This window comes from Streptomyces luteireticuli (assembly GCF_041519305.1).
Classification (GTDB): domain Bacteria; phylum Actinomycetota; class Actinomycetes; order Streptomycetales; family Streptomycetaceae; genus Streptomyces; species Streptomyces luteireticuli.
This window is the reverse complement of the sequence record NZ_CP167927.1, coordinates 5,156,231-5,172,934: the sequence shown is the minus strand read 5'-3', so window position 1 is coordinate 5,172,934 and position 16,704 is coordinate 5,156,231. Positions and strand designations below refer to the sequence as shown.

The following is a 16,704-nucleotide window of genomic DNA, read 5'->3' as shown; positions in this document are numbered from 1 at the left end:
CCTCCGCCCGTTCACCGCCCGTGCTTCCTCCATGTTTGACACCATGGAGTCATGGCGGAATCGACGTACAGCATCGGAGAGGGCCCCGCGACGCGGGTGAGCCTCTCACTGCCGGAGGGTACGGCCGAGGCGATCCGCGCGCGGGTCGGCAAGGGGGAGTTCTCCTCGTTCATCGCAGCCGCGGTGGAACGCGAGCTCCGGGGCCGGATCCTGGACGAGTATCTGGCCGACTACGAAGAGCGCAACGGCCCGCTCCCCGAGCCGGCCCAGGAACGGGCCCGGCAGGTCTTCGACGAGGTATTCGCGGAAGAGGAGCAGTGGCCCGCCGCAAGCTGAGTCACGAAGGGACCCTGGTCCTGGACAGCGAGGGGCTGTCCAAGCTCCTCGGCGACGACGAGCAGGTCGTGGCCATGGTGGCGGAGGCCCGTCGGCGAGGCATGGAAGCGGTGATCTGTGCGCTGACCATCATCGAGGCCGTGCACCCCGGCACGAACAAGGCCCGGCTGGCCTGGGTCCTGTCCGGCCTGAGAGTGATCGCCGTCGGGGACGAAGAAGCGAAAGCGGCTTCAGCGCTGCTGATGACTGCCGGGCTGCACGGCCACAAGTACGCCATCGACGCGGCTGTGGCGACAACGGCTATGGCCCAGCAGCGCCCCGTGGTCATGCTCACTTCCGACGTCGATGACATGACCAAGCTGTGCGGCGGCCGGGTCCGGCTTGTTGCGGTGTGAGTGACGCGGGCCGCGGGCAACCGACCCCGCGGCACACGCCCCGAGATCCCGGCTCAACGGGAGGGATCGGCCACCAAGTTGGTGATCAGCTTGCGCAACCGCCCCTCGACGACCGGCAGTACGCCGTGCACAAGCTGCGCACCATAAACGATCGCGGTCCCGGCCGGCGGCGCACTCGTCCAGCGCGTACGCGGAACGGCCCGCAACTCGGCGAGGGCCTCCGGCGAGGCATCGTGCGAGATCTCCCGGGCGAACCGCGTACCGGGCACGAACCCGCTCCCCGCCCCCGCGAAGCGGTCGGTCCACAGCGCCTCGGAGGCGGAGGTGTCGACGAAGAACTCCCCGCCCCGCTCGGCCTCCTGGAGGTGGAAGGCCACCCGGGCGACGCGCTGCTGCCGCGCCCGGGGCTCGTCCGCACCGTGGAGGTGCGGCTGAATGCCGCGCCCCGGCCCGAAGTCGTGGTAGTCCCACGGTGTGGGCCCGGCGACGGACGGGAACACCCGCCGGATGGACGGCAGGGCGCGCTCGACGGCGGCGTTCAGGATCTCCTGGACGTCCTCGGGCGCCCGCACACCGTCCTCGGGACGTGCGGGAATCCGCCCCGCCACGGCGAGGTACTCGTCCAGAATCTTGATCACCTGGACGGTCTCGTCGGGCGTGAGGAACCCCTCGACGGTATGGACGGCCAGCGTCTCGGTCATGTGAATCACGCGGTGACTCCCACCTCTCGCAGTGGTCGGCGTGGAGCGTTCCGTTCGTGCGTTCGTGCGCATTCCAGTCCCGCGCGCCGGGAAGGCGCAAGCGCCGGGCCGCACTTTGGCGCGTTCGCTCGCCCGGCACCGGGGTCACGCCCCCGGACTTCGCCCGGCCTACCGCCGCTCCGGCATGTCCAGCGCCTGCGCCAGCGCCGCACCGAGACCGGCAGCCTGCCCGGGCGCGTACCGCGCAGCCCACGTACGCACCACCCGGAGGAAGTCACCCAACTCCCGCTCCACACCGGCCAGCAGACGCCGCAGTTCGCCGACGGGAAGCTCGATCACCGGACTGCCGTCCTGCTCGCAGTCCACGGTCAACCGGACCGTATCGCCGAGCCGTTCGGCAAGCGGCCAGGGATCATGCCCGAACCCGGCCGTACCTCCGCCGTCCACGACGTCGAACCACGCCCGCCATTCCTCCAGCCCTTCGCAGCAGCCGGGCCGGAAGGTGACCCCGGTGACCGTGTCGACGACCCGCAGCCCACCGAGCGCGACCGGGACCTCCGCCGTGAGGAGTCCGTGCAGAAAGGATCCGAGGGGTTCGTCGGGCGCCACCCCTTCGCCCGCGTCGGCGTTGCAGCCGGCGACCGACATCACCGCCGCGCCGACCTCGGCGGAGGCGAGCCCGCCGCCGAGGGGAAGGAGCGCATACGGTTCGACCCCGGCGACCGGCCAGAGGGTAAATCCGTCGGCGGGTACGCGCACCTCAAGCACGGCCTGCATCGCGATCACTTGTGCACCCCCGCCCTTCCCTGTCCGCCCGGCCCCGCACATACTCACAGGATCAGCACGGATTCCTCAACCGCGATTCGCTGGTATTCGACGAAGGACGGGCCTCGATGCGCCAGACTTCCTGCTGGATGCCGAGCAGGTCATCGCGCCTCCGAATCCCTGACAGGACAGTGCAGTTCGGCGAGAGCGCGGTTCGGCGAACAGGCCACCACGGCCAAACTGAGAAACTGCGGACGCGCCAAGTAGTAGCCGACAGATACGTCCTGCCCATCGACCAGGGTGTGGGTGATGTACCTGGCCATCCACTCGCACCGAGCACGGTTCCGGTCGGCAAGCGACGCAAGACGCGGAGCGTACTCGACAAGACGGTCAACGGCCCAATCAGCCGCACGCTTTGGATGATCCCAAGTACCTCGGATCAGCTTGGCCGGTTTGATCAGCCAGTACGCCGTTTCGAGGGGCGGGACACCCGTCACCGGCCATTCGGCCACGGCTTCCCGGTAGCGTTCCAGGACCTCTGGCGGACTGGTCACTGTCGGCTCGACCAGCGAGGGCGGGCGGCGGAGGCGCTCCTTGTCGAAGTCGGCTTTGTCGCCGACCCATTGGTATCCGTGAAAGTGCACGGGTGTCCGTCCTGCGCGCGTCGGGGACGGCTCCCGGTCTTCCGGGGAACAGAAGACCGGGAGCCGCCGTTCCAAGGGGGTCAGGCCGAAAGGCCGAAGCGGGCCGGGTCGATCCCGGCCGCGTCCAATTCGGCCGTGGTGAACCGCAGCGGTTCGGCGTGCGGGCGCTTGCTGTCACCCATGGCCCAGGCGTCGTCACCGATCCGTGCGAGGGTTACGCAGGCCTCGCCGTCGGGATGGGTGTTGCCCCCACAAGCCCGGGAGAACCGGGCACCGTTGATGGAGAGCCCGTACAGGTCCATTCCACTCATGAATATGCCTTCCTGAGCGCCGGAAGGACACCGGTTGTCAGCCGCCGCCGCACCTCAGTGCTCCCTCATGCGCTTCTCGGAGTGGGCATAGATGAGGGCATCGAGCAGCTTCCGGGCCGTGGCCATGGGCACAGTGCCCAGATACACATACGGCTCGCCGGACAGAGACGCCCGCCCCTGCAACTGCGGCCAAGAATCCCGGTCCCCCACCCTGATGCCCATCTCCGCCAGCACCCGATCCAGCATGAAGGCCGTGTCATCCGCACGCTTCTTGCCTGCCACGAAGGCATCGGACGGCTGCGCGACTGCTTCGGTGTCCGCTGTCATTGGCACATCGTGAAGTCGGTGCCGGGAGCGGCGCTAGTGGGTTTCCTGTTCCCGCAAGAACTCGTTTCGGATCGCCTCGACCATGCTCCGCATCTCATCACCCAGAAGGGCCGTTCGACCGAAACCCGTAAATTTCTTGACGTACAGGTCCACGTCTCTCGGGTCAGTGACGACCAATTCGGCGTGGACCGTCTCTACCGTGACCAACCGGTCGTCCCGGATCACGAAGGCATGGTTCGCGATATCGGTCTGTCTCGCTCCGAGTGGAACCACACGAATGTCGACATGAGAAAGGCGGGAGATCGAAACGATCCTGTCGAGCTGCGCAGCCATCATCTGCGGAGCAACGATCTGCCATCGGAGGGCGGGTTCCGTGATGACGAAATGCAGTGCCTTCTTGCTGTCGTACAGAACGGCCTGACGTTCGAGCCGACCGTTGATGGTGCGGGCGAGGGAGTCTTCACTCAGATCATGTCGCCGCAGCACGGCCCTGATGTACTCCGGTGTCTGGAGCAGACCGGGTACCAGCGCCGGCTGGAACAGCCGCAGCACCGACATCTGCGCTTCGAGGGCCTTGACTGCCTCCTGGCCCTTGTGAACACCGGTTCGCTTCAAAAGCCGCCAGGCCGTGGCCTCCGTGGCCACGGCCCGTGCCGCCTCCATGTACTCCGTCTTGACCGCACCCGATACACCGATGGCGGTCAGGATGCGTTCTACGTCTGTCGCGCTCGGAGAGAGTCTCGCGTGCTCAATCTTGGACAACTTGGAAGGAGACATGAGAGCGCTGCGAGCCACGGCCTTGGCCTCCATCCCGGAAGCCTCTCGCAGCGCCCTCAACGCAGCTCCGAGCTGGGCTCTGTTCACCCGCCGTACTTGGCCCACCAGTCGGTAAACGGCTCCGCATGAGCGAGCGCCTCGTCCCGGTGACGGATGAGCTCCGATACGGCGTCCGGAGTCGCTACATCTGCTCCGAGGAAGCCCCCTTGGTCATCGTATCGCATGACAGCAGCGGTCTCCGAATCAAAGAGCCAGAAATCCGGGACCCCTTCCAAGGGGTTGGGCCTTCCTGTTACATCGAGGATGTAGAACTCCTCCCCACCGGACATGTTCTTCTGGTACCCCCAGCCAAGTTCGAACTGGAGGTAGTCCGTCAGGGGACGGGTCAGGACATGCACGCGGTAGACACGCTTTCCCTGACTCGCATACGTCCGAAGGGTCCGCACCCAGTCGGAGTTGTAGTCCTCGGGCTGTCGACCTCCGGAGGTGAACGTCTGGTAGGCCTCGACGTTGCCGGACCTGCTGTAGTCGTCCAGGGTCTCCAGCCGAAACGCCTCTCGCTCGAAGGAGTCGAAGAGGTCGCCAAGGTTCCTAGATGAGCTTGTCACGAATGGCCTTCCGGATGAGGTCCATCGGGATTTCCACAAGGGTTTCGTGCGAGGGAATCTGCAGACCATGGTCGGTGGGCGTCTCTCCCTGGACCAGGAGAGTGTCACGGTTCGTCGCGTACAGCGTCGGACAGTCGGTGATGTCGCACGTACTGACCAGCATGGTCACCTTCAGGGCCATCGGTTCCCCTCTCCCCTGGCACAGATCCTCTGTGTGACACCGATGCTCCCGAAGACGTAACCAAGGGTCAAGGTGAGGCAGTTGAGCGAACGGGAAACCGTTGGCCGACCGGAGCACGCGCTGGCTCCGCGCCCGACTTCGAGAGTGGAGGGCCCCGTCACGCCGACTCGTCCACGTACTCCGCAAACGATACGGATGCCGAGACAGCGGTCTGCCTCCATCTCCGGTAAGGCTCCGGGTCCCCGGCATGGAGAGCCCGCCCGATCTGCGTACCGTCGGCACGGTAGTTCAGGTGGACGACGGTCGAATCGTCGAACAGCCACCAGTCACGGCCGCCGAGCGGAAGCCCATGGTCGTTGTCGGTGACATCGAGGATACGGATGTCTTCCCCGGCTGCCACGTTGCCCGGGATGCCCCAAGCGAACTGATACCGCTGGTAGTTCGTGAGTGGCCGCCGTACGACGCGAACCCGTCCGATGCGCTTGCCCGCCGCGCGATACCCCTGAACTCTGGCATGCCAGGCCGAGTTGTGGTCCACCGGCTTCGGCTCTCCCCGGAGGAACCGCTCCACGTTCGCCGCCTCCTTGGGCATGGTGTACGCGGGCTGCACCTCGAAGCGCCAGGCATTGCGCTGAAACGAGTCGAACACCTCTCGCCATTCACCGTCCGACAGCACAGGCATCCTCCTTCGCAACGTATCCAAGAACGTACCTGGCCGTTCAAGGGCAGAGGCAGGCGCATTCCCGCACCACACCCCACCGCATCCCGGAGAACCGTGACCCGGTAACCCCCAACTCCCCTTTAAAGAACCGGAGGAAGAACCCTTCCCAACCCCTCCCCCTCCCCTCTCACCCCATCGGGTGACGCGGTGGCAAGTGCCGGGAACGGCGCGGTACGGTCGCGCCAACAACCACAAACGAAGACGGCCCCCGCCGGGACGGGCAATCCCGGGCGAGGGCCTGATCATCGAGGAAGAGGAAACCTTCCCCATGACTGTCGCGCAGTCTAGCGCGCCCTCGCGCGCCGGCGTCGTACACATCCGACACCGCCACACCTCCCACTTCGTCGTCATCGGCAACCACCTAGCCCAGCACCCCCACCTCTCCCTGGTGGCAAGGGGGTTGGCCGTCTACGTGCAGTCACTCCCCGACGGCGTCACCATCGGCATCAAGGACCTCACCCGTCGCTTCAAAGAGGGCGCGGACACCATCTCCGCCGCCCTGCGAGAGCTGGAGAAGGCCGGATACCTGGAGCGGGAGCGCGTACGCACCGACCGGGGGAGAGTTGTCACCGTCACCCGGTGGCACGAGTGCCCACAACCCGCCATTCGTCACGCGGTCGAGCCCCGCCTCGCCCCCGTACCCGAACCGGCCCAGGCCCCCGCCCCGGACCGCGAGCCCGAACCCCCGCTCCCGCCCCTCGACCAGCCCGCCGCCGACATCCTCGCCGCGCTCCGCCGCCTCGACCCCCGGCTGACGCTCCCGTCGAAGGACGTACGCCGCCTCGCCCCCGCCGTACGCGCCTGGCTCGACCGCGACATCGGCCCCCGCCAGATCGCCCGCACCCTGACCAGCGATCTACCCACCGGCCGCATCCCCTGGCCCGCCCGCCTCCTCGACTACCGCCTCACCAACTGGCTGCCGCCCCAGCTCCCCACCACACCCCTCGAACCACAACCCGAGGCGCCGCCCCGCCCCCACCCCCTCCAGAACTGCAACGGCTGTGAACGGGCCTTCCGTTCGCCTGATCCCGGACTCTGCCGGGACTGCAGAGGAGAAACAGCAGCGGCTTAGGTCAGATCTAAGGGACGGAGAGCTGCCACGTATAGGACGTGTGGAGCTCACCGGGGCCGTACGTGAGCTCCAGCCGCGAGGGCTTCGTCTCCGCTGTGAACACATACTCCAGCCGCGTCGACTCGCCCTCCGACACCTTTTCGTCCCGACCGGAATTGAGCACCGTCGGATAGCCCGTGAGCCATCTGACGCCCGGGTTCTCCCCTGCGTGGCTTCCCAGGTCGTAGCTGCGCAGTTCCGCTGGCGCACCGCTGTGGTTCGTGACGGTGACGGGCACACGGTAGGTGTGCGCGGCCGTCGCATCGCCGCCTGTCAGGTCCTCCTTGGGCAGGCTGATCGGCCGGAGGGGGCCGATGGAGACCTGAACGCCGTCGTCGTAAACAACGGTCCCCTCCCTGGCCGGAGACTTGTCGGCGGCTGCCGCGCCCGTGCGATCGCGTGCGGTGACCCCGTCGTCGCGCCTGTAGCGGATGCAGCCGCCGTCCGTCGACAGAACGGGCTTGCCGGTGTACCAGTCAATGCCGACGGCGATATCCACACCGTGGTCGTCGGTGGTCCGCATGCCCGGCCACTGCGGTATCGGGTTTTGGGGATTCAGAGTCTCCGGTGCCGACGTGTCCTCGGTCTTCCAGCCACGGCGCCGCCATTCGGCCCGGAGTCTGCCCAGATCCGTCAAGTAGTCGGCCTTGCCGGAGTACTGGAGCTTCCACTTGTAGTGAGGCTGCTTCCTGGTCACACCGTCACCGTCGAACCCCAGGTCGTCGACGCACGAGGTGCTGCCTTCCTCCTGCATCCAGCCGGCGTCACCGGCGCCCGGCCGCAGGCCGCCGACGGCTCGTTTTCCGGCCTCCCGGGTCTTGATGTCCTGCATGCGGTAGTCCGCCGCGGACCGCACAGGGCCGCCCCCGAGGTTCTCGAAGAAGTCGGAGACCGCGGAGTACACCCAGAAGATCACCGCGACTGCGGCCAGGCAGATGAGCCAACGCCGCACCACCACCTTGCGGCTCACCCCTGTGGTCGAGGTGTCCGTGGAAGCAGCGGCCGGCTCCTGGGGCGGGTTGATCTCCATGGGACGATCCCACGCCATGGAGCGGACTCGTCGACAGAGACGACGTGCTCAATCGGAGCTGAGTAGGGGTACTCAAGCTCCGTGGCATCCGGCGCCTGCCATCCCTCCCGCCCCGGCCTCTGCCGGACTACGAATTGCCTCCGTATGGGCGGGACTTCTCAGCTATTCCCGCCCCAACCCCAGAGGAAGCAGAACTCGTTCCCCTCGGGGTCGGCCATGACCTGGAAGCTGCCGTGGTCGTCGGTCACCGGCTCGCCCAGGCGCGTAGCCCCCAGCCGCAGCGCTTCGGTGACGGCCGCGTCGGCCGCGTCGACCTCCAGGTCGAGGTGCAGCCGGTTCTTCACCTGCTTGCTCTCGGGGACCTGTTGGAAGGCCAGCCGGACGAACTCCGGCGGATCCACATAGGACCAGTCCGGGGTACGGTCCACCGGCTCGCCGCCGAGCAGCCCGGCCCAGAAGCGGACCAGGCGCTGAGGGTCCCGGCAGTCCACGACGATTTCACCCACACGAACACGCACGATCAGAAGACTATGCCGTCCTGCCCAAGGGGCTCAGGTCAGCCCTTCAAGTAGTGGCACAGGTTGAGGAACAGATTGACGTTGGGTATGTCATGCGTGAACTGCGAATCCACCAGCGTCCGGTTGTCGGAGGCCCAGAACCTCGCCATCCCGTCGTACACCCTGATCTGGTCGATCTCCGCCCAGGTGGCCGTACGCTTCTTGCTCGCCAGCCCATTGCGGTCGGCCTTGTAGGGGCCGAACTCCACCGTCCCGCCGCGCTGGATGCGCTCGACCACGCCCGGCAGCTGCGCCCGCGTGATGCCGCGCTCGATGGGGTCGCCCCAGTCGCCCGGGTAGGAGAACGGGGCACCGTTCACCATCGAGGTGATGCCGAGCCGCTGCTTCTCCTTGTTCAGCATGCCCCGCATGCCCGGCCCGATGTTCACGGCGTTTCCGCTCGGATCGATGAGGGTGTAACGGGCGTCCCTCAGCGCGCCGTTGACGCTGCGGCGGTACTGGAGGACCCGTGTCGTCCCCCAGTCGTACGCGGCCTCGTAGCCGTCGGGTGCCGTCACGATCACGCCGCCGACATAGACGTACAGCCGCCAGCCCTGCCATTTCCTGTACCGCCAGCCCTGGTTCGTGGCGTACGTCCGGCCCGTCCACTCCCCGAGGCCGCGCTGCTGGGCGAGTGCGGCGGCCGACGCGGTCGGCGGCTCGGACAACAGCTGGTCGTCCATGACGGGGACTCCTCGGTTCGACGACGGGTCGGCTCAAAGTAATTCAGCCCCGTGTCGAACGGCAGAGATCACTGTTGTGCGGCTCGCCTCACTTCGTCGCGTACAGCACCACGAACAGCACCAGCCCCACCACCGACGGCGCGATCAGCTCGTACGCCCAGCGCACCACCGCCGCGCCCTGCGCACCGTCCCGCTTCGCGCCGCGCTCCGCGAGTTCGCGCAGGTCCTCGATGGCCTGGTCGGAGGGGGCGCGCAGGGGGCCCGACGGGGCGGGCGTCAGGAGCGACGCGCGGCCCGTCACGTCCTCGGCCGCGTCCCGCTGCACCCGGCGCGCCGCGCGCTTGCGCTGCCGCAGAGAGACGGGAATGGCCCAGAGCTGGTATTTCGCGCCGTCCTCCGCGAGGACCTCGCTGGAGTAGCCGGCGCGGACGGTCGCGACGCGCGCCCACGGCAGCGTGATCGTCCGGAACGGGTTGCGGACAAGGAGGCGGTCCTCGCCCGCCCACACCGCGGGGCGCAGCGTGAACGCGATCACCAGGGGCACCAGGCACAGCAGCCCGGCCAGCGCGAGCCAGGGCGCCCGGCCCTCGCCGCGCACGATCGCGTCGCCGCCCAGCCAGGCGCCGAGCGCCAGCAGCAGGACGCCGCTGGCGATGCCGGCGGAGGAGCGGTAGCGCCGGTCCGCGTAGGACGGCTGCTGCGGTGCCTCGGGAGAGCTCGTCATGGGGCCGATTCTGCCGGACCTCTACCGGCCCGGAGGGCGGCCGGAGGTTGCAGTACGGCAACGCCCGCACCCCCTCGTACCAGCGGAAATGCCAACGGCGGGGCGGGCCGCCGGTGACGACGGCCCGCCCCGCCCCGAGGGGTGTTACTTGACGTGGTTCACGACCGTGCAGCCCTTGGGCAGCTTCGGGAAGAGCGTGGTGGCGTAGCGGGCGCTGCCGCCCTCGACCTTGGTGATGAGCTTCGGCTGCGCGGTGTTGATGTCGGTGATCTTGGCGATGATGCCCGCGCTCTTGGGGAGGGACGGGTGCTTGCGGTCCAGGTGGCCCACGATCACGCTGCGGTCGCCCATGTCCTTGAGCCAGACCTCCGGGCCCTTGGCCGAGTTGGTCAGGACCGCGAGGGTGCCGGCGCCGATGTCCTGCTTCTTCTCCACGAAGCAGACGGGGGTGACCGGGCCCTGGCCGTTGCTGCCCTTGTCCTTCACCGCCGTGACCTGGCCGAGGCGCGGGTTGAGCCGGACCAGGTAGTCGCCGTGCTTGCCGGTCAGCACGGTCGGGTGCGCGCGGTCGAGAACCTTCGCCAGCTTGCCGTCCCAGATGACGTAGGCCGTGTACGCGTACTGCGACTGCTGGTAGACCACAGCCCGGTTGCCGCCCGGGAGCAGCCGGTTGGTGACGAACTTGCCACGGGTGTAGCGGTTGCCCTTGTCCGTACCCAGGCCGATGTTCTTCTGCTCGACCCAGGTGACCCTGCCGTTGCGGGTGTCCATCTCGACGAACAGGTTGTGCACGGTCGCGTACGGCCGCTTGTCGTCGAGGAGGGCGAGCATGATGTCGCCCTTGGAGACGGCCACCTGGAAGTGCCCGGCCTTCGGCTCGTGGACGCCGGCCCGGCTGCCGTCCGGGAGCTTGTACGTACGGATCGGGCCGGACTTGTGGGCGGCGGCCACCGACGAGGTCTGGGGCGTGGCGAACGCGGACGAGACCGGGGCGAGGACCGCTCCCGCCACGGCGGCGGAGGCGAGGGCGATGCGCAGGGTGGTGCGGGTGGCGGTACGGCGACGGGACATGCGTGGCTCCTGGTGAACGAGCGCTGGAGGATGGACGATCCGCATGCCGCTTTTCTCTCTCGGGTGGGGCCGTCGAGTCGGGCGGTGCTGCTGAGAAAGAAGTTATTGATCTTGTGTCATCGCGGAGTCTTTCGAATGTCACGAGCCCGCGACAGCGAATGGAAGGCGATCGACCCCTTCCATTCGCATAACCGGGGGGTGACACGCGCTACGCGCGTAGATATGCTCGGCTGGTGACCATGCCCACTGTTCCTTCCCATGGCAATGAAGCCGCGGAGCGACTGGCGTCGATGGCCGACGTGACCGCCTCCGACGGCACGTTGCGCCGATTCCTGCACGGGCTTCCCGGAGTGGACCCGGTCGGGCTCGAGGCCCGCGCCGCGGCGCTCGGGACCCGCTCGATCAAGACCACGGCGAAGGCGTACGCCATCGACCTGGCCATCTCGATGATCGATCTGACGACCCTGGAGGGCGCGGACACCCCGGGCAAGGTCCGGGCGCTGTGCGCCAAGGCCCTCAACCCGGACCCGACGGACCGCACCTCCCCGCGCACCGCCGCGATCTGCGTCTACCCGGACATGGTGGCCACCGCCGCCGAGGCCCTGAAGGGTTCGGACGTCAAGGTCGCCTCGGTCGCCACCGCCTTCCCGGCCGGGCGCGCCGCGCTCCCCGTCAAGCTGGCGGACACGGCGGACGCCGTGGCCGCGGGCGCGGACGAGATCGACATGGTGATCGACCGCGGGGCGTTCCTCGCGGGCCGCTACCTCTCCGTGTTCGAGGAGATCAAGGCGGTCAAGGAGGCCTGCCGCCGCCCGGACGGCACCGCCGCCCGGCTGAAGGTGATCTTCGAGACGGGCGAGCTGTCGACGTACGACAACATCCGCCGCGCCTCCTGGCTCGGCATGCTGGCGGGCGCCGACTTCATCAAGACCTCGACCGGCAAGGTCGCGGTGAACGCCACCCCGGCGAACACCCTGCTGATGCTGGAGGCGGTCCGCGACTTCCGCGCCACGACCGGCGTCCAGGTCGGCGTGAAGCCGGCCGGCGGCATCCGCACCACCAAGGACGCGATCAAGTTCCTGGTGCTGGTGAACGAGACCGTGGGCGAGGAGTGGCTGACGAACCAGTGGTTCCGCTTCGGCGCCTCCAGCCTCCTCAACGACCTGCTGATGCAGCGTCAGAAGCTGAGCACCGGACGTTACTCCGGTCCCGACTACGTGACGGTGGACTGACCATGGCCATGTCCTTTGCATACGCACCGGCGCCCGAGTCGCGCGCCGTCGTCGACATCGCCCCGTCCTACGGGCTGTTCATCGACGGAGAGTTCCGCGAGGCCGCGGACGGCAAGGTCTTCAAGACCGTCTCCCCCTCGACCGAGGAGGTCCTCTCCGAGGTCGCGCAGGCGGGCTCCGAGGACGTCGACGCGGCGGTGAAGGCCGCCCGCAAGGCCTTCGAGAAGTGGTCGGCGCTGCCCGGCTCCGAGCGGGCCAAGTACCTCTTCCGCATCGCCCGCATCATCCAGGAGCGCAGCCGCGAGCTCGCCGTCCTGGAGACGCTGGACAACGGCAAGCCGATCAAGGAGACGCGCGACGCCGATCTCCCGCTGGTCGCCGCGCACTTCTTCTACTACGCGGGCTGGGCCGACAAGCTGGAGCACGCGGGCTTCGGGCCGAACCCCAAGCCGCTGGGCGTGGCCGGGCAGGTCATCCCGTGGAACTTCCCGCTGCTGATGCTGGCGTGGAAGATCGCCCCGGCGCTGGCCGCGGGCAACACGGTCGTCCTCAAGCCCGCCGAGACGACCCCGCTGTCGGCGCTGTTCTTCGCGGACATCTGCCGCCAGGCCGGGCTGCCCAAGGGCGTCGTCAACATCCTGACGGGCGACGGGTCGACGGGCGCCGCGCTGGTGGCCCACGAGGGCATCGCCAAGGTCGCGTTCACCGGTTCCACCGCCGTGGGCAAGCAGATCGCCCGCACGGTCGCCGGCACCGACAAGAAGCTCACGCTCGAACTGGGCGGCAAGGGCGCCAACATCGTCTTCGACGACGCCCCGATCGACCAGGCCGTCGAGGGCATCGTCGGCGGCATCTTCTTCAACCAGGGCCAGGTCTGCTGCGCCGGTTCGCGCCTGCTGGTGCAGGAGTCGATCCAGGACGAGCTGCTGGACGCGCTCAAGCGCCGCATGTCCACGCTGCGCGTCGGCGACCCGCTCGACAAGAACACCGACGTCGGCGCCATCAACTCGGCCGAGCAGCTGGCCCGGATCACGGCGCTGGCCGACAGCGGCACGGCGGAGGGCGCCGAGCGCTGGGCCCCGTCCTGCGAACTCCCCTCCCAGGGCTACTGGTTCGCGCCGACGCTGTTCACGAACGTCACCCAGGCCCACCGGATCGCCCGCGAGGAGATCTTCGGCCCGGTGCTCTCCGTCCTGACCTTCCGCACCCCGGCGGAGGCCGTCGCCAAGGCCAACAACTCGCAGTACGGCCTGTCGGCGGGCATCTGGACCGAGAAGGGCTCGCGGATGCTCGCGGTCGCGGACAAGCTCCGTGCCGGCATCGTCTGGGCCAACACGTTCAACAAGTTCGACCCGACCTCGCCGTTCGGCGGCTTCAAGGAGTCGGGCTTCGGCCGCGAGGGCGGCCGCCACGGTCTGGAGGCGTACCTCAGTGTCTGAGCGACTCAGTGTTCTCAAGACCTACAAGCTGTTCGTCGGGGGCAAGTTCCCCCGGTCCGAGAGCGGGCGGGTGTACGAGGTGACCGACTCCAAGGGCAACTGGCTGGCGAACGCGCCGCTTTCGTCCCGCAAGGACGGCCGTGACGCGGTCGTCGCCGCGCGCAAGGCGTTCGGCGCCTGGTCCGGCGCGACCGCGTACAACCGCGGCCAGATCCTCTACCGCATCGCCGAGATGCTGGAGGGCCGCCGCGAGCAGTTCACCGCCGAAGTGGCCGACGCCGAGGGCCTGTCGAAGGCCAAGGCCGCCGCACAGGTGGACGCCGCGATCGACCGCTGGGTCTGGTACGCGGGCTGGACCGACAAGATCGCCCAGATCGCGGGCGGCACCAACCCGGTGGCGGGGCCGTTCTTCAACGTCTCCTCCCCCGCGCCGACCGGCGTGGTGGCCGTGGTGGCCCCGCAGGAGTCCTCGTTCCTGGGCCTGGTCTCGGTGATCGCCCCGGTGATCGCCGCCGGCAACACGGTGGTCGTCGTCGCCTCGGCGAAGGCGCCGCTGCCGGCGCTCTCGCTGGGCGAGGTGCTGGCCACCTCGGACCTGCCCGGCGGCGTCGTCAACATCCTGTCCGGCCGCGCGGCCGAGATCGCCCCGTCGCTGGCGGCGCACCAGGACGTCAACGCGATCGACCTGGCGGGCGCGGACGCGGAGCTGGCCAAGGAGCTGGAGACCGCCGCGGCGGACAACCTCAAGCGCGTTCTTCGTCCACAGCCTGTGGACTGGTCCGCGGCGCCGGGCACCGGCCGTCTGCTGGCCTTCATGGAGACGAAGACCGTCTGGCACCCGACGGGGTCGCTGGGCGCGGGCGGTTCGTCGTACTGATCCGACGCAGACGAGGGGCGGACGGGAGGAATCCCGTCCGCCCCTCGGGCGTACCCGGCCTCAGTGCGGCAGCAGGTTCAGCCCCGGCACGTCGTGCACCTTGCCCCCGTCGGACAGCGTCCCGGTCACCTGCCGGGTGCTCACCGGCCTGAAGTCGCCGATCTTGGTGCCGACGGTGTTGTTGAGCGGGTCGATCCCGGTGCGCGCGAAGGGGTTGACCGGCAGCCGGCCCAGGATCGGGGCGAGCGGCGCCGCCGCGTGCTGGAGACCGGTCATGGCGCCGTCGCGGGCGGCCACGAGGTCGAGCTGCCCGAGCTGGGCCCGGGCGGGCGAGGCCGGGGTGTGCAGCGTGGGCCCGGCCGACGGGGTCACGGGGTCGGCGCTCGCGGCGGACGCCGCGCCGACGGCGAGCGCGGCGGACGCGGAGAGGGTGACGCCCGCCCGCGTCAGCGAGCGCGGGAGGCGCGAGGGGGAGCGGAGTGCGTGACGTGCGTGCGAGGCCATGACCACCTGCCGGGGCGTGAGCGGAAACCGTTCAGCCACGCAGCGTATCCGAACCGTCACGAACAGCGCACATCCGTACCCGGGGGGATCCCCCCTGCGGGTCAATGCGTCACACTGGTGTTCCGTGACTGTCCTCCCGCCTTCCGCGCCGCACGCGCGCGTCATCCTGCTGGCCGGCCCGTCCGGCTCCGGAAAGTCGTCCCTCGCCGCCCTGACCGGGCTGCCGGTCCTCAACCTCGACGACTTCTACAAGGAGGGCACGGACCCCACGCTCCCCCAGCTCCCCGACGGCTCGGGCGCCGACTGGGACTCGCCGCTGTCCTGGGACGGGGACGCGGCGGTGGCCGCGATCGCGGACCTCTGCCGGACGTCCCGCACCGCGGTGCCGGTGTACGACATCGGCACCAGCTCCCGGACCGGCGCGAGCGTGCTGGAGATCGGCCGCACCCCGCTCTTCGTCGCGGAGGGCATCTTCGCCGCCGACGTCATCGAGCGCTGCCGCGAACTGGGCGTCCTGGCCGATGCGCTGTGCCTGCGCGGCCGTCCCTCGACGACGTTCCGCCGCCGCCTCGCCCGCGATCTGCGCGAGGCCCGCAAGCCCGTGCTCTACCTGGTGCGCCGGGGCCTGCGGCTGATGCGCGAGGAGCGCGGGATCGTGGCCCGGCAGACCGCGCTCGGCGCGTTCCCCTGCGGGCGGGACACCGCCATGGGCCGGATCGCGGCCGCGGCGGCCGGACGGTGCGAGAAGGTCACGGCGCAGGCGGCGGAGGCCCCGGCCGAACCCGTGCAGAGCGCCCGGTAGGAAACCCCTGCGGGAAACGGGGAGAACGCGGAAGCGGGCGGACGGACCCCCCGGCCGTCCGCCCGCTCCCTTTCCCCCGTTCCCCCCTCTTTCCCCTCCCCCTCTTTCCCCCGTGGTCCTCGCGGGTCCCCCGTCGTCCTAGGCAACCAGCTCGCCGAACGACTCCTCGACGCCCCGGCCGGAGCCGATGGCCTCGTCCTCGCGCAGCCGGCGCAGCGAGCGCCAGATGCTGCTCTTGACCGTGCCGACGCTGATGCCCAGGATCTCGGCGATCTCCGGGTCGGTGCGGCCCTCGTAGTAGCGCAGGACCAGCATCGTGCGCTGGAGCTCGGGCAGCCGGGCAAGCGCCTGCCACAGGACCGCGCGCAGCTCGGTGCCGCGCATCGCGTCCTGCTCGCCGGCCGTCTCCGGGAGCTCCTCGGTCGGGTACTCGTTGAGCTTGCGGCGCCGCCAGGCGCTGATGTGCAGGTTGGTCATCGTGCGGCGCAGGTAACCGCCGACCGCGGCCTTGTCCGTGATGCGGTCCCAGGCGCGGAAGGTGGAGAACAGGGCGCTCTGCAGCAGGTCCTCGGCCTCATGGCGGTCGCCGGTGAGGTGGTAGGCGGTCGCGTAGAGGGAGGCGCGGCGCTCCTGGACGTAGGCGGTGAACTCGGCCTCGGCGCGGGACATCTCCTTGCCCGTGGCCTGCGGCGCCTCCGCCGGTGCGGCGGGCTCGCCGTAGACGGCGGCGTCGATGGCGGTGAGGTACACGCCCGGCGTACGGGCCCGGCCGGCGCCCCGGGCGTATCCCCGCCCGTTCGTCGCGGCGTCGTGAAGGCGCGTGCGAACTGCGCCCGTGGTGATCGTGTGCAGTGCGTTCATCTTGCGCCCCCCGTCGGTGGTGCCCGTTGGTCCGTGGTTCCGGACCG

Annotated in this window: 23 protein-coding genes; 7 read left to right on the top strand and 16 right to left on the bottom strand. The window is 69.2% G+C overall.

Annotation, left to right across the window (positions count from 1 at the left end; translation table 11 throughout):
* Positions 1 to 51 precede the first annotated feature (51 nt).
* Complete coding sequence (locus AB8735_RS23270; protein WP_372409115.1) at positions 52 to 336, top strand: hypothetical protein; 285 nt, start codon at positions 52 to 54, stop codon at positions 334 to 336.
* Positions 318 to 731, top strand: coding sequence for a type II toxin-antitoxin system VapC family toxin (locus AB8735_RS23265; protein ID WP_372409113.1), 414 nt, complete (start codon positions 318 to 320; stop codon positions 729 to 731). The genes AB8735_RS23270 and AB8735_RS23265 overlap by 19 nt, the downstream gene beginning before the upstream one ends.
* A gap of 53 nt (positions 732 to 784) precedes the next feature.
* Here AB8735_RS23265 and AB8735_RS23260 read toward each other — a convergent pair whose 3' ends face one another.
* The 9 genes from AB8735_RS23260 to AB8735_RS23220 all read right to left on the bottom strand — a co-directional run bounded on the left by AB8735_RS23260 (position 785) and on the right by AB8735_RS23220 (position 5,721).
* Positions 785 to 1,432 carry a hypothetical protein gene (locus AB8735_RS23260; protein WP_372409112.1) on the bottom strand — a complete coding sequence of 216 codons (648 nt, stop codon included), beginning with the start codon at positions 1,430 to 1,432 and terminating at the stop codon, positions 785 to 787.
* Positions 1,433 to 1,600: 168 nt separating this feature from the next.
* Complete coding sequence (locus AB8735_RS23255) at positions 1,601 to 2,209, bottom strand: hypothetical protein (RefSeq protein WP_372411899.1); 609 nt, start codon at positions 2,207 to 2,209, stop codon at positions 1,601 to 1,603.
* A 149-nt stretch (positions 2,210 to 2,358) separates the two neighbouring features.
* Positions 2,359 to 2,841: a hypothetical protein gene (locus AB8735_RS23250; RefSeq protein ID WP_372409111.1), complete on the bottom strand. Its 483-nt coding sequence runs from the start codon at positions 2,839 to 2,841 to the stop codon at positions 2,359 to 2,361.
* Between the two features lie 80 nt (positions 2,842 to 2,921).
* Positions 2,922 to 3,152 carry a DUF397 domain-containing protein gene (locus AB8735_RS23245; RefSeq protein WP_344024578.1) on the bottom strand — a complete coding sequence of 77 codons (231 nt, stop codon included), beginning with the start codon at positions 3,150 to 3,152 and terminating at the stop codon, positions 2,922 to 2,924.
* A 54-nt stretch (positions 3,153 to 3,206) separates the two neighbouring features.
* Positions 3,207 to 3,479, bottom strand: coding sequence for a hypothetical protein (locus AB8735_RS23240; protein ID WP_344024580.1), 273 nt, complete (start codon positions 3,477 to 3,479; stop codon positions 3,207 to 3,209).
* Positions 3,480 to 3,512: 33 nt separating this feature from the next.
* Complete coding sequence (locus AB8735_RS23235; protein ID WP_344024582.1) at positions 3,513 to 4,343, bottom strand: helix-turn-helix transcriptional regulator; 831 nt, start codon at positions 4,341 to 4,343, stop codon at positions 3,513 to 3,515.
* Positions 4,340 to 4,864, bottom strand: a complete 525-nt coding sequence (locus AB8735_RS23230; RefSeq protein ID WP_344024585.1) for a DUF6879 family protein — start codon at positions 4,862 to 4,864, stop codon at positions 4,340 to 4,342. Before AB8735_RS23230 ends, AB8735_RS23235 begins: the two co-directional genes overlap by 4 nt.
* Positions 4,848 to 5,039: a hypothetical protein gene (locus AB8735_RS23225; protein ID WP_344024840.1), complete on the bottom strand. Its 192-nt coding sequence runs from the start codon at positions 5,037 to 5,039 to the stop codon at positions 4,848 to 4,850. Before AB8735_RS23225 ends, AB8735_RS23230 begins: the two co-directional genes overlap by 17 nt.
* 163 nt (positions 5,040 to 5,202) lie before the next feature.
* Positions 5,203 to 5,721: a DUF6879 family protein gene (locus tag AB8735_RS23220; RefSeq protein ID WP_372409108.1), complete on the bottom strand. Its 519-nt coding sequence runs from the start codon at positions 5,719 to 5,721 to the stop codon at positions 5,203 to 5,205.
* 313 nt (positions 5,722 to 6,034) lie between these two features.
* Between AB8735_RS23220 and AB8735_RS23215 the strand changes: the two genes are divergently transcribed.
* Entirely contained in the window at positions 6,035 to 6,838 is an 804-nt protein-coding gene (locus AB8735_RS23215; protein WP_372409106.1) for a MarR family transcriptional regulator, read from the top strand.
* 7 nt (positions 6,839 to 6,845) lie between these two features.
* Here the strand turns inward: AB8735_RS23215 and AB8735_RS23210 are convergent, their stop codons facing one another.
* The 5 genes from AB8735_RS23210 to AB8735_RS23190 all read right to left on the bottom strand — a co-directional run bounded on the left by AB8735_RS23210 (position 6,846) and on the right by AB8735_RS23190 (position 10,942).
* Entirely contained in the window at positions 6,846 to 7,907 is a 1,062-nt protein-coding gene (locus AB8735_RS23210) for a hypothetical protein (RefSeq protein ID WP_372409103.1), read from the bottom strand.
* 158 nt (positions 7,908 to 8,065) lie between these two features.
* Complete coding sequence (locus AB8735_RS23205; RefSeq protein ID WP_372409101.1) at positions 8,066 to 8,425, bottom strand: VOC family protein; 360 nt, start codon at positions 8,423 to 8,425, stop codon at positions 8,066 to 8,068.
* A 38-nt stretch (positions 8,426 to 8,463) separates the two neighbouring features.
* The gene (locus tag AB8735_RS23200) at positions 8,464 to 9,147 is read right to left on the bottom strand and encodes a DUF6585 family protein (protein ID WP_372409098.1); all 684 of its coding nucleotides are present in this window, start codon (positions 9,145 to 9,147) and stop codon (positions 8,464 to 8,466) included.
* A gap of 88 nt (positions 9,148 to 9,235) precedes the next feature.
* Positions 9,236 to 9,871, bottom strand: coding sequence for a PH domain-containing protein (locus AB8735_RS23195; RefSeq protein WP_344024599.1), 636 nt, complete (start codon positions 9,869 to 9,871; stop codon positions 9,236 to 9,238).
* A gap of 144 nt (positions 9,872 to 10,015) precedes the next feature.
* The gene (locus tag AB8735_RS23190) at positions 10,016 to 10,942 is read right to left on the bottom strand and encodes a hypothetical protein (protein ID WP_372409096.1); all 927 of its coding nucleotides are present in this window, start codon (positions 10,940 to 10,942) and stop codon (positions 10,016 to 10,018) included.
* Between the two features lie 239 nt (positions 10,943 to 11,181).
* Between AB8735_RS23190 and deoC the strand changes: the two genes are divergently transcribed.
* The 3 genes from deoC to AB8735_RS23175 are packed head-to-tail and all read left to right on the top strand — an operon-like array spanning position 11,182 to position 14,490.
* On the top strand, positions 11,182 to 12,174 hold the full coding sequence (gene deoC / locus AB8735_RS23185) for a deoxyribose-phosphate aldolase (protein WP_372411898.1): 993 nt from the start codon (positions 11,182 to 11,184) through the stop codon (positions 12,172 to 12,174).
* 2 nt (positions 12,175 to 12,176) lie between these two features.
* Positions 12,177 to 13,613: an aldehyde dehydrogenase family protein gene (locus tag AB8735_RS23180; RefSeq protein ID WP_344024603.1), complete on the top strand. Its 1,437-nt coding sequence runs from the start codon at positions 12,177 to 12,179 to the stop codon at positions 13,611 to 13,613.
* A complete protein-coding gene (locus tag AB8735_RS23175) occupies positions 13,606 to 14,490 on the top strand; it encodes an aldehyde dehydrogenase family protein (protein ID WP_344024604.1) in 885 nt (294 codons plus the stop codon). Before AB8735_RS23180 ends, AB8735_RS23175 begins: the two co-directional genes overlap by 8 nt.
* 60 nt (positions 14,491 to 14,550) lie before the next feature.
* Here AB8735_RS23175 and AB8735_RS23170 read toward each other — a convergent pair whose 3' ends face one another.
* Positions 14,551 to 15,033, bottom strand: a complete 483-nt coding sequence (locus tag AB8735_RS23170) for a hypothetical protein (RefSeq protein ID WP_344024605.1) — start codon at positions 15,031 to 15,033, stop codon at positions 14,551 to 14,553.
* Positions 15,034 to 15,118: 85 nt separating this feature from the next.
* Here AB8735_RS23170 and AB8735_RS23165 point away from each other — a divergent pair, with 85 nt between their 5' ends.
* A complete protein-coding gene (locus AB8735_RS23165; RefSeq protein ID WP_372409094.1) occupies positions 15,119 to 15,796 on the top strand; it encodes a uridine kinase in 678 nt (225 codons plus the stop codon).
* A gap of 138 nt (positions 15,797 to 15,934) precedes the next feature.
* Here AB8735_RS23165 and AB8735_RS23160 read toward each other — a convergent pair whose 3' ends face one another.
* Complete coding sequence (locus tag AB8735_RS23160; protein WP_344024607.1) at positions 15,935 to 16,657, bottom strand: SigE family RNA polymerase sigma factor; 723 nt, start codon at positions 16,655 to 16,657, stop codon at positions 15,935 to 15,937.
* Positions 16,658 to 16,704 lie beyond the last annotated feature (47 nt).

What these genes read in the sequence shown, in the direction of transcription:
- AB8735_RS23245 (WP_344024578.1), bottom strand. Translation starts at nt 3,152, where the DNA reads ATGAGTGGAATGGACCTGTACGGGCTCTCCATCAACGGTGCCCGGTTC.
- AB8735_RS23240 (WP_344024580.1), bottom strand. Translation starts at nt 3,479, where the DNA reads ATGACAGCGGACACCGAAGCAGTCGCGCAGCCGTCCGATGCCTTCGTG.
- AB8735_RS23200 (WP_372409098.1), bottom strand. Translation starts at nt 9,147, where the DNA reads ATGGACGACCAGCTGTTGTCCGAGCCGCCGACCGCGTCGGCCGCCGCA.
- AB8735_RS23190 (WP_372409096.1), bottom strand. Translation starts at nt 10,942, where the DNA reads ATGTCCCGTCGCCGTACCGCCACCCGCACCACCCTGCGCATCGCCCTC.
- AB8735_RS23255 (WP_372411899.1), bottom strand. Translation starts at nt 2,209, where the DNA reads ATGCAGGCCGTGCTTGAGGTGCGCGTACCCGCCGACGGATTTACCCTC.
- AB8735_RS23180 (WP_344024603.1), top strand. Translation starts at nt 12,177, where the DNA reads ATGGCCATGTCCTTTGCATACGCACCGGCGCCCGAGTCGCGCGCCGTC.
- AB8735_RS23260 (WP_372409112.1), bottom strand. Translation starts at nt 1,432, where the DNA reads ATGACCGAGACGCTGGCCGTCCATACCGTCGAGGGGTTCCTCACGCCC.
- AB8735_RS23270 (WP_372409115.1), top strand. Translation starts at nt 52, where the DNA reads ATGGCGGAATCGACGTACAGCATCGGAGAGGGCCCCGCGACGCGGGTG.
- AB8735_RS23215 (WP_372409106.1), top strand. Translation starts at nt 6,035, where the DNA reads ATGACTGTCGCGCAGTCTAGCGCGCCCTCGCGCGCCGGCGTCGTACAC.
- AB8735_RS23210 (WP_372409103.1), bottom strand. Translation starts at nt 7,907, where the DNA reads ATGGAGATCAACCCGCCCCAGGAGCCGGCCGCTGCTTCCACGGACACC.
- deoC (WP_372411898.1), top strand. Translation starts at nt 11,182, where the DNA reads ATGCCCACTGTTCCTTCCCATGGCAATGAAGCCGCGGAGCGACTGGCG.
- AB8735_RS23195 (WP_344024599.1), bottom strand. Translation starts at nt 9,871, where the DNA reads ATGACGAGCTCTCCCGAGGCACCGCAGCAGCCGTCCTACGCGGACCGG.
- AB8735_RS23160 (WP_344024607.1), bottom strand. Translation starts at nt 16,657, where the DNA reads ATGAACGCACTGCACACGATCACCACGGGCGCAGTTCGCACGCGCCTT.